Annotated in this window: 9 protein-coding genes; 4 read left to right on the forward strand and 5 right to left on the reverse strand. The window is 61.9% G+C overall.

Translation table 11 applies throughout. The features are described from left to right. Positions 1 to 219: 219 nt before the first annotated feature. From ABCW43_RS18105 to ABCW43_RS18125, 5 genes are read right to left on the reverse strand one after another with little or no spacing between them, the layout of a single operon-like run. Positions 220 to 1146, reverse strand: coding sequence for a dihydrodipicolinate synthase family protein (locus ABCW43_RS18105; RefSeq protein ID WP_345926896.1), 927 nt, complete (start codon positions 1144 to 1146; stop codon positions 220 to 222). A gap of 10 nt (positions 1147 to 1156) precedes the next feature. Then, entirely contained in the window at positions 1157 to 2038 is an 882-nt protein-coding gene (locus ABCW43_RS18110; RefSeq protein ID WP_345926898.1) for an SMP-30/gluconolactonase/LRE family protein, read from the reverse strand. After that, entirely contained in the window at positions 2035 to 2865 is an 831-nt protein-coding gene (locus tag ABCW43_RS18115; RefSeq protein WP_345926899.1) for an NAD-dependent epimerase/dehydratase family protein, read from the reverse strand. The genes ABCW43_RS18110 and ABCW43_RS18115 overlap by 4 nt, the downstream gene beginning before the upstream one ends. Positions 2866 to 2910: 45 nt before the next feature. After that, on the reverse strand, positions 2911 to 3630 hold the full coding sequence (locus tag ABCW43_RS18120; RefSeq protein WP_345926901.1) for a FadR/GntR family transcriptional regulator: 720 nt from the start codon (positions 3628 to 3630) through the stop codon (positions 2911 to 2913). Then, complete coding sequence (locus ABCW43_RS18125; RefSeq protein ID WP_345926903.1) at positions 3630 to 4343, reverse strand: ribonuclease activity regulator RraA; 714 nt, start codon at positions 4341 to 4343, stop codon at positions 3630 to 3632. Before ABCW43_RS18125 ends, ABCW43_RS18120 begins: the two co-directional genes overlap by 1 nt. Before the next feature lie 194 nt (positions 4344 to 4537). Between ABCW43_RS18125 and ABCW43_RS18130 the strand changes: the two genes are divergently transcribed. The 4 genes from ABCW43_RS18130 to ABCW43_RS18145 form a co-directional block, all read left to right on the forward strand. Continuing rightward, positions 4538 to 6487 (forward strand): ABC transporter substrate-binding protein, encoded by a 1950-nt coding sequence (locus tag ABCW43_RS18130; RefSeq protein ID WP_345926905.1) that lies wholly within the window; start codon positions 4538 to 4540, stop codon positions 6485 to 6487. Positions 6488 to 6628: 141 nt separating this feature from the next. Next, positions 6629 to 7615 carry an ABC transporter permease gene (locus ABCW43_RS18135; protein WP_345926907.1) on the forward strand — a complete coding sequence of 329 codons (987 nt, stop codon included), beginning with the start codon at positions 6629 to 6631 and terminating at the stop codon, positions 7613 to 7615. Positions 7616 to 7625: 10 nt separating this feature from the next. Next, entirely contained in the window at positions 7626 to 8747 is a 1122-nt protein-coding gene (locus ABCW43_RS18140) for an ABC transporter permease (RefSeq protein ID WP_345926909.1), read from the forward strand. A gap of 7 nt (positions 8748 to 8754) precedes the next feature. Beyond that, positions 8755 to 10421: ABC transporter ATP-binding protein (locus tag ABCW43_RS18145; protein ID WP_345926911.1), on the forward strand; the 1667-nt coding region annotated here is incomplete at its 3' end.

A 10421-nucleotide genomic window follows, 5' to 3' on the forward strand; every position in this document is an offset into this window, starting at 1 on the left:
GAACCGGGCACAAAAAGGCCATTGTGACAGCTTGGGGGCGAGTAACTGTGGTTGATGCGCAACTCTACCCCGGCTGGTCGACCTGTCCGAGCCCGAACCGCCCTTGATATTTGCCGCCAACCGACCTCGCTTGGTGCGCTTACAAGCGAGGAATGTGCGACGGGCAGCACCCTGATTCGGCCTGAAGTTTCGCGCGAGGCTCAGCCGAGGTCGCCGACTTCAATAGCTGGATGCTCGGCCGATCAGCGATGGCCATTTGCCGAGCGTTTCGGCCAATTTTATCCGGTCTTCCGGGGCGAGCCGCGGCAGGCCGGGAACCCGCACTTCGCCGACGGAAATGCCAAGCCCTATCTCCACGGCCTCCTTGACGACCGTAACGTTTGCACCATTGCGGTACTGGGTCCGCATTCGCTCGAACGGCTCGATGATTTCGATCATCCGGCGAGCCTCCTGATAATCTCCGGACTCGAGCGCGGCATGAATCGCCAGCGAAATTTGAGGCGCGACGTTGACGAGGCCGGACGTGAACCCGCGGGCGCCGGCAGCAGTGAAGGCTGGCGCCCAGCTTTCCGCCAGGCCGCAAACGAACAGCGCGTTGCCCGCAGCGGATGCCGCGACGGCCCGAGACAGAAGCAGGATGTCAGTCGTTGCGAACTTGATGCCGGCAATGTTCGGATGAGCCGCGAGCCGCAGCATGTCGTCAAGGCTGAAACCATCCGCCCTGACATAAGCGACCATCGGCAGCAGGGAGGCATCGGCGAGATTGCGAAAATAATCGATCTGGGCGGCGGGTGCCGCGAAAGGGTCGACCGGCTGATGCGACATGACGGCGGACGCACCAATTGTCTTGGCTGTCCTTGCCATGGCAATCGCCTCTCGCAATGAGCGGCCAACGGCAGCCGTCACCGGCGCCTTGCCGTCAACGCCCGCGACTGCCGCTTCGGTGACGACCGTGATTTCCGCCGGAGTGAGCGCATAAAATTCACCGGTATTGCCGGCCGCGACGATATTGTGGATGCCGGCTTTCGCCACCCGCTCGTAAATCGCGCGGGTGATACCGATGTCGACCTCGCCATCCGCGCCGTATGCGGTGATCGGTACGCCGGAAATGCCGGTCAGGATTTCGCGGAATGTCTGGATATCCATAAGCTTTTCCTCAGATTGCGAAGCGATGAACAGGCGTGCCGCGAACCCCCGGCTCGAAGGCGTAGATCGTGCCGTCTTCGAAGGTGCCGTTGTTGTCGGTGGAGAGCGTGGTCACGTAGAGAGTAGCGAGATCGGGGCCGCCGAAGCAGGGCATGCTCGGCCCCTTGGCGGGCATCAGATAGACCTCGACCACCGTTCCGTCCGGCGAGATGCGGTTGAGCCGTCCCCCCTGTTGGCCGGCGATCCAATAGAACCCGTCGGCATCCACGGCGGCGCCGTCCGGCCGCCCTTCCTCCGCCGTGAAATTATGCAGGCGGCGAGGGAGACCTATGATGCCGTGTGCCGGGTCGAAATCGAAGATCTGGGCGTAGAGCCCACTGCTGTCGGAATGGTACATCATGCGCCCATCCGGGCTCCAGGCGATACCGTTGGAGGTCATCAGGTCGCCGTCGATCACTGTGTCGAACGACCCGTCCGGCTTCACCCGGTAAAGGCGGCCATTGCCCGTCTGCGGTACTGCCTCGTCGCGGGTGCCGACCCAGAAGCAGCCGTCAGGCCCGGCCTTGCCGTCGTTAAGCCGGCTGTCCGGCCGGCCGCCGTCCGGGTTGCAGAGTAGTTTCATAGAACCTGTTTGGGGGTTGAGCAGATATACGCCGCTTTCCAGCGCCACCGCGATGTCGCCATTTTCACAAAGTGCCAGGCAACCGATCTTCGCCGGCATTTCGAACCGGTCGACGCCGCCGCCTGCCTGCAGGCGGATTGCCGCGGGCGCGAGGATATCCACGAACCAGAGATCGCCGGTGCGGTCGTCCCAGGTGGGGGACTCGCCAACCTTCAGGGGAAAGTCGATGACGCGGCGAACCTTCGGTGTGATGGTCTTTGTTTCACTCATCGTGCAGCCTCCGTGAATACGATCAGTCCGTTCTCGTCGCGGAGCCGAATCGTTCCGTCATGTTGCGAATCACAGAAACCTCCGCCCTGGAAGAATGCCGCGACCGGACTTTCATCCACCGGCTCGAGGCGCAGATGATCGCGCGAGAAATCCTGTGGCCGGTAGCCGAGCCGCTCGGCAAGCTCATCCTTCCACCAGCCGGCATCATTGCGCGACATGCCATAGACGACGGCAGCAGCGATGTCGGGATGGGTGAGGCCGATCTTCACAAGCTGGAACAGATCGCGCGGGCTGATCCAGATCGCCGCCGCCCGTTCGCTGTTGGGATAGGGACCGGCATTGCCGATGCGGATCGACAGCGTGCGGATGCCCGCCTTGTCGTAATAAAAGCCGGCAACCATCTCGCCCCAGCATTTCGACAGGCCATAGCGCGTGTCGGGGCGAGGCACGTCAAGCGGCGTTATCGTCTGAGAGCGGGGATAAAAGCCGGTCGCGTGGTTACTGGACGCGAAGACGACGCGCTTGGTGCCGTTGGCGCGAGCAGCATCGTACAAATTGTACGTGCCGAGGATATTGCTCTGCACCATGTCGCCGATATCGGCCTCGCGAGGTAGCCCACCGAGGTGAATGACGCAGTCCATGCCGTCGAGTGCGGCAAGCATGGCGCCAGCGTCCGCGAGATCGCCCTCGAAGAAACTTTCGTTCGATGCGAGTTCTTTCACCGGCCTGATGTCGATCAGCCTGATGTGCTCCGCCTCTGGGCACAGAAATCCCCTAAGCTGCGTGGCGATATTGCCCGCGCCACCTGTTACCGCGATCCGTTTCAAAACCCCTCCTCGCGATGCCTCGCATCGCATGAAATCGAAGGCCTCCTAGCCTCCCACGCCCTGGAACATGCGGGCGCGCGCATTCAGTATATGGTTCTTCATGGCGTCATGGGCCGCCGTTTCACGCCGCGCCAGGATCGCCTCGACAATCGCCTGATGCTCGTCCTGCACGTGCCGCACGTGCAGCGGCGTCCGCTTCAGGCTGAGGCTGCGGGTCACCGACATGCCGATCGAAAAATGTGGCCTGAACCAATCGCGGACGGTGACGTGAAACTGATTGCCGGTCGCCGCGGCGATGGCATCGTGCAGGTACTGGTCCTCTTCCGCACCGAGTTCGCCGATCTCCAGACAATGTTCGAGGGCCTCAAGCGCCGAGAGAATACGGATCCGATCATTGGCCTGCCAGTTGCGTGCCGCCAGCTCTGCCGCTTCCGCCTCAAGTCCGGCGCGGAACTCGAAGAACCGTTGCACGTCGGCAAGCGATCCGACCGGAACCTGCCTCAGCACCGACGAGTCCGGCCGCTGCCGCACATAGGAGCCGGATCCCTTGCGCGAGACGATCAACTGGTCCCTGCGAAGCCGCTCCAGAGCTTCGCGCACCACGGGCCGGGATGCCCCGAACATCACTGCAAGGTTCGGTTCGGACGGGAGCCGTTCGTTGATCGGAAAGCGGCCGTCGGCGATCATGCCTACGATCTTCTCGTAGATGATGTCGCTGAAACGAGGCTCCGCCTTGGCGGCCGCTATCACGCCCGATTGGTTCATCAACGTCCCTTTTCACGTCTCCATTCGCGAAACGCCTGCTCGGCTTCGGCTTCCGGCGGATACAGTCCGAAAATGCCCTCGCCCGCCCTCACGCGTTCTTCGACGAAATCCTCGAAAACGGTCTGTTCGAAGGCTTCGTCGGCCACCTCTTCAGCCATCGCAGCCGGAATGACAACCACGCCTTCGTCATCGCCGACCATGATGTCGCCTGGATAGACGGGCACATCGCCGCAGCCAATCGGCTGGTTGAGGTCGAGGGCATGGTGCCTGATCAGGTTGGTCGGAGCGGAAGGCGCGGAGTGATAGGCCGGGAAAGGCAATTGCTCAATGTCGGGCGTGTCGCGGAATCCGCCGTCTGTGACGACGCCAGCCGCGCCGCGCATCCAGAGGCGGGTCATCAGGATTGCACCCGCCGAAGCCGCCGTCGAATCCTTCCGGCTGTCGATGACGAGCACATGCCCGGGCGGGCATTCCTCGATCGCCCGTCGCTGCGGATGATTCCGGCCGACGAAAACGCCCGTATGATCGATATCTTCGCGCGCCGGGATATAGCGCAGCGTGTAGGCAGGCCCGACAAGGCGCGGAGCCGCCTTGTTGATCTTGTGTACGTTGCGAATGAAGACGTTCCGCAGGCCATGCTTCAGAAGCACCGACGTCAGCGTGGCTGTCGAAACGCTCTGTAATTTTCGGCGCGATTCCTCGCTGAAAGTCATGCTTCTCCTCCCTGTCCGCACGGCTCTTTTAAACAGGAGTATTTAACCTGTAAAAATCTGTCAATACTTGTAATCATCTGAAAACCTGCTTATGGTCGTTTTAGCCGATGGGATGGAGGTCCTCGGCGGTCGTGGCGGTAGGGAACCTGCCATCGATCGCCTTTCAGGTCGGCGGTTCATTTGGGAGGAAATTTATGCGCGACGACGAAAATATGTCTTCCGGCTTTACCCGCCGGACGTTCCTCGCAGGCGTTGGCGGGGCTGTTGCCCTGTCAGTTGCGGGCGGCAGCGCCAGCGCGGCCGCGACCAAGGAGGCGCCGCAGCTTGCGGCTCTCGTCAAGGACGGCAAGCTGCCGCCGCTTGCCGAACGTCTTCCGAAGAACCCGATGGTCGTGAAGCCCTGGGAAAAGGTGGGCGCTTACGGCGGCACGCTGCGGCGCGGCCTTCGCGGCTCGTCCGACCATAACGGCATCCTGCGCATGGTCGGCAACCAGGGTCTGGTGCGCTGGAACATGGACTTCACCGAAACTCTGCCGAATCTCGCGGAGAGGTGGGATGTCAATGCAGACGCTTCCCAGTTCACCTTCTACCTTTTGAAGGGCGTGAAGTGGTCCGACGGCCATCCGTTCACGGCCGACGACGTGGTGTTCGCGATCGAGGATGTCGTCAAGAACAAGGAACTCTACAGCTCGACACCGGCGCAGATTGCCGTGGCCGGCAAGCCGGTCGTGGTCGAAAAGATCGACGACTACACCGTCAAGTTCACCTTCGCGGCGCCGAACGCGCTTTATCTGGAAAACCTGGCGACCCCGCTCGGCCAGCATCCGACACTGTTCGCCAAGCACTACTGCAGCAAGTTCCTGCCGAAATACAACCCGAACCTCGACGCGGACGTGAAAGCGGCCGGTTCATCGAGCTGGCCGGACCTCTTCCGTGCCAAGTGCGGCGACATCGAAATTCCGCAGCGCTGGGGCAATGCCGAGAAGCCGGTGCTCGATCCGTGGATGATCAAGGAAGCCTATTCCGGCGGCGCGACCCGGGTGCTGATGGTTCGAAATCCTTACTTCTGGCAGGTCGATACCGAGGGCAACCAGCTGCCCTATATCGACGAGCTGAATTTCGGCATCTCGCAGGACGTCGAGTCGCTGATGCTCAACGTCATCTCCGGCAAGATCGACATTCAGGAGCGTCATATCAATTCGCTCGCGAACAAGCCGACGCTGTCGCAGAACATGAAGAAGGGCGATTACCGCCTGCTGTCGCTCGTCCCGTCCGCGGCGCAGCAATGCTCGCTCTACCTCAACATGACCCACAAGGATCCGGTGCTGCGGAAGATCTTCGCAGACAAGTCGTTCCGCCAGGCGCTGTCGATGGGCATCAACCGCCAGGAAATCATCGACATCGTCTACTTCGGGCAGAGCGAGGGTTACCAGACCGGACCGCGTCCCGGCCACCCGTGGTATCACGAGAAGCTGGCCCGGCAGTTCACCGAATTTGCGACGGACAAGGCCAATGCCATGCTCGACAAGGCTGGTCTCGACAAGAAGGATGCCAACGGCATCCGTCTCCGGCCTGACGGCCAGCCGCTCTTCTTCGCGGTCGACGTCATCCCGACGCTCTATCCCGACCTCGTCGATGTGCTGGAACTGGTGAAGGCGCATTGGGCGAAGATCGGGGTGAGCATGAAGGTCAACACCATCGAACGTGCGCTCTATTATACGCGAGGCGATGACAACGCCCATGACGCGCAGGTCTGGCCAGGTCCCGGCGGCCTCGATCCGATGCTCGACCCGCGCGATTTCTTTGCCTTCCATCCTCAAGGGTCGCGCTACGCCATTCCGTGGACGCTCTGGTACACGTCCAATGGCGCCAAGGGTGAAGAGCCTCCGGAAAGCCAGAAGAAGCGCTTCAAGCTCTTTGACGAGGCTCGTTCCACGGCCGATACCGCCAAGCGCGGCGCGATCATGAAGCAGGTCTTCGATATCGCGGCGGAAGAATTCGAAGTCATGGGAATCTGCCTCGCCGTCGGTGGTTTCGGCGTGATCCGTAACAACCTGCGCAACGTTCCGGAAAAACAGCCGGACAGCTGGTCCTGGCCGAACCCCGGCCCTGCCCTGCCGCAGCAGTTCACGTTCACGAGCTGAGCGGGCACGCGCTGATTTACTCCAACTGTGCCGCCGCCCGACCGGCGGCGGCACCCTTCCGGTCCCATTGCATCAACTGCCCGAACGATGGTCTAAGGCTTTCGTATTGGCATGCCGTGCAATCCGAATTGCGAGCTTTGCATGCTGAAATTTATCATCAAACGTCTGTTATGGATGATCCCGTCGCTGTTTGCGGTGAGCTTCCTCGCCTTCGTTCTGATCCAGCTTCCGCCGGGCGACTTCGTCACCACCTATATCGCGACGCTTGCCTCTTCCAACGAAGTGGTCGATCAGAACACCGCAGCTGCACTGCGCGAGCGGTTCGGCCTCGACCAGTCCATGCTGGTGCAATATCTGAAATGGATCTGGGGTATCATCAGCCGCGGCGACTTCGGTATCTCGTTCGAATGGCAGCAGCCGGTCTCGGGTCTGATCTGGGAGCGCATGGCGCTGACCCTGGTACTCGCGCTCGCGAGCCTGATCGCCACCTGGGCGCTGGCGCTGCCGATCGGCGTCTATTCCGCGGTGAAGAAATACTCGATCGGCGACTACGCCTTCACGGCCTTCACCTTCTTCGGCCTGTCCATCCCGTCCTTCCTGCTCGCGCTGGTGCTGATGTATGTCGCGGCGGTTGAATTCGGCGCGGACGTCGGCGGGCTGTTCTCGCCGGAATACGAGATGGCCTCCTGGAGCCTTGCCAAGATGTACGATCTGCTGACACATCTGTGGCTGCCGGTCGCGATTTTGGCGATTTCTTCCACCGCAAGCCTGATCCGCGTCATGCGCGCCAACATGCTGGACGAGCTGCCCAAACCTTATGTGACGACGGCGCGTGCCAAGGGTCTTTCCGAATTTCGACTGCTGATCAAATACCCGCTGCGCATCGCACTCAACCCGTTCATCTCGACGATCGCCTGGCTGTTGCCGAACCTGATTTCCGGCTCCGTCGTCGTTGCGATCGTCCTCAACCTGCCGACCGCCGCCCCGCTGCTTCTGCAGTCACTGATGGCACAGGACATGTATCTGGCCGGCGCCTTCGTGCTTTTGATCTGCGCGCTCACCCTGATCGGCTCCCTGATCAGCGACATCCTGCTTGCGCTGGTCGATCCGCGCATTCGGCTCGAATAGGAGAACACCCATGGTCGATGTCTCCATCACCAATGTCAGGCCGGACCGCGCCGCCGTTGCCTCGCAATGGCAGCTCATCTGGTGGGCTTTCAAGCGGCACAAGCTCGCCATGGCCGCACTTGTCGTCACCGTCGCGATGTACATTGTCGCGATCTTCCCGGGCTTCTTCGCGATCAACGATCCGATCATGCAGAACGCCCGTTCGACCTTCCACCCGCCGCAGAGCATTCATTTCCTCGATACGGCCAACGGGTTCAGTTTCGGCCCGTATTATTACGGGATGAAGCTGACGCGTGATCCGAACACGCTTGCCGCCATCTTCGTCAAGGATACCAATACGAAGATCCCGATCCAGTTCTTCGGGCGTGGCTACACCTATTCGGTGCTTGGCCTGTTCGAGACGGACATCCACCTCATCGCCACCACCGACAAGAGCAAGCCGCTCTATCTCTTCGGCGCCGATCGTCTCGGACGCGACGTCTACAGCCGCACGGTGCAGGGTGCACAGATCTCGCTGTCGATCGGCCTTGTCGGCGTGTTCCTGTCGCTGCTGCTCGGCATCGTGCTCGGTGGCATTTCCGGATATTACGGCGGCCGGATCGACTTCGTCATGCAGCGCGTCATCGACTTCGTGCTGTCGCTGCCAACCATTCCGATCTGGCTGGCGCTCGCCGCAGCCTTGCCGCAGGGCTGGCCGGCAGCGCTGCAATACATGATGATCACCATCATCCTGTCTTTCACTGGCTGGGCACAGCTTGCCCGCGTCGTGCGCGGCCGCTTCCTGTCGCTGCGAACCGAGGAATTCGTCGCCGCCGCTCGTCTCGACGGCGTCTCGGAAGGCCGCATCATCTTCCGCCATATGCTGCCGAGCTTCTCGAGCCATATCATCGCCTCGATGACATTGGCCGTGCCGGCGATGATCCTGGCGGAGACATCGCTCTCTTTCCTCGGCCTCGGCCTGCAGCCGCCGACAGTCTCCTGGGGCGTTCTTCTGCGCGAGGCGCAGAACATCCGCTCCATCGCCACCGCGCCATGGCTGTTTATGCCGGGGCTCGCGGTCGTCGTCGCCGTCATGGCGCTCAACCTTTTCGGCGACGGTCTGCGTGATGCGGCCGACCCGTACAACAAGTGAGGCGCGGATGACTGATATCCTATCCATCACGCCCCGTCCTTCGATGGCGGCGGGCAAGACGCTGCTCGAAGTAAAGAACCTAGTGACGGAGTTTCCGCTTCGCACCGGCATCTTCAAGGCGGTCAACGACATCTCCTTTTCGATTGAGCCCGGCAAAACCCTGTGCGTGGTCGGCGAAAGCGGTTCCGGCAAATCCGTCACCGCCCGCTCGATCCTGCAGATCATCGATTCGCCCGGCCGCATCGCCTCCGGCTCGATCATCCTCAACCGCCAGGACGGCACCTCGATCGACCTCGCCAGGCTTGATCCGCGCAGCAAGGCGATCCGCGCGGTCCGTGGCCGCGACATCGCGATGATCTTCCAGGAACCGATGTCGTCGCTTTCGCCGGTGCACACCGTCGGCGACCAGATCACCGAAGTTCTGCGGCTGCATTTGAACATGAGCAAGGCGCAGGCCCGCAAGGAAGCCGCAGAACTGCTCCGGCAGGTGGAAATCCCCAATCCGGAACAGGCGCTCGACCGCTACGCCTTCCAGTATTCCGGCGGCATGCGCCAGCGCGCCATGATCGCCATGGCGCTTGCGTGCAAGCCGCAGCTGCTGATCGCCGACGAGCCGACCACCGCGCTCGACGTGACGACCCAGGCGGAAATCCTCGACCTGATCAAGCGCCTGCAGCAGACGACCGGAATGGCGGTTCTGTTCATTACCCACGACATGGGCGTGGTGGCACAGATCGCCGACGACGTGCTGGTCATGCATCACGGCGTCATCAAGGAATACGGGCCGGTCGACCAGATCTTTCATACGCCGAAGGATGCCTATACGAAGATGCTCATCGGCTCCGTGCTGAAGCTGGAGCAGAAGGCGGAAATCCGTCTGGCGCGACCGCCGCTCGACACGACCGCCGAACCGATCCTCGACATCCGCAACCTCTCCATGCATTTCGGGGAGATGAAGGCGCTGAACGACGTCTCGATCGCTCTGCTGCCCGGCGAGACGCTCGGCATCGTCGGCGAAAGCGGTTCCGGCAAGACGACCCTGGGCCGCTCGATCATGCGGCTCTACGATCCGGCATCCGGCGAAATGCACTACCGCCGCGCCGATGGCAAGGTGGTCGATCTCGCCAAGCTTGAGGGGCGCGAACTGAAAGCAGCCCGTCGCGAGCTGCGCATGGTCTTCCAGGACCCGTTCGGTTCGCTCAACCCGCGCATGACCGTCGCGCAGGTGATCGGCGAGCCGCTGCTGGTCAACGGGCTGTCGAAGGGCAAGGAACTCGACGAGCGGGTCTGCCACCTGATGGATCAGGTCGGCCTCGACCCGGCCGGGCGGGAACGTTACCCGCACGCCTTTTCCGGCGGCCAGCGCCAGCGCATCGGCATCGCCCGGGCGATCACCCTCAATCCGCGCATCATCGTCGCCGACGAGGCGACCTCGGCGCTCGACGTCTCGGTGCGCTTCCAGGTGCTGGATCTCCTGATGCGGCTGCAGGACGAGTTGAAGCTCGCCTACATCTTCATCAGCCATGACATCGGCGTCATTCGCTACATGTGCGACCGGGTCGGCGTCATGTATCGCGGCAAGCTCGTCGAGGTGGGCGAGGCGGAGAAGGTCTGCAACAACCCTGATCACCCCTACACGCAGGCACTGATTTCGGCCATTCCCCGGCCGGATCC

Source organism: Neorhizobium tunisiense (genome assembly GCF_039631515.1).
GTDB lineage: Bacteria > Pseudomonadota > Alphaproteobacteria > Rhizobiales > Rhizobiaceae > Neorhizobium.

Excerpts from the sequence above, each read along its gene's own strand:
- ABCW43_RS18105 (WP_345926896.1), bottom strand. The coding sequence starts at position 1,146 with ATGGATATCCAGACATTCCGCGAAATCCTGACCGGCATTTCCGGCGTA.
- ABCW43_RS18110 (WP_345926898.1), bottom strand. The coding sequence starts at position 2,038 with ATGAGTGAAACAAAGACCATCACACCGAAGGTTCGCCGCGTCATCGAC.
- ABCW43_RS18120 (WP_345926901.1), bottom strand. The coding sequence starts at position 3,630 with ATGAACCAATCGGGCGTGATAGCGGCCGCCAAGGCGGAGCCTCGTTTC.
- ABCW43_RS18125 (WP_345926903.1), bottom strand. The coding sequence starts at position 4,343 with ATGACTTTCAGCGAGGAATCGCGCCGAAAATTACAGAGCGTTTCGACA.
- ABCW43_RS18130 (WP_345926905.1), top strand. The coding sequence starts at position 4,538 with ATGCGCGACGACGAAAATATGTCTTCCGGCTTTACCCGCCGGACGTTC.
- ABCW43_RS18135 (WP_345926907.1), top strand. The coding sequence starts at position 6,629 with ATGCTGAAATTTATCATCAAACGTCTGTTATGGATGATCCCGTCGCTG.
- ABCW43_RS18140 (WP_345926909.1), top strand. The coding sequence starts at position 7,626 with ATGGTCGATGTCTCCATCACCAATGTCAGGCCGGACCGCGCCGCCGTT.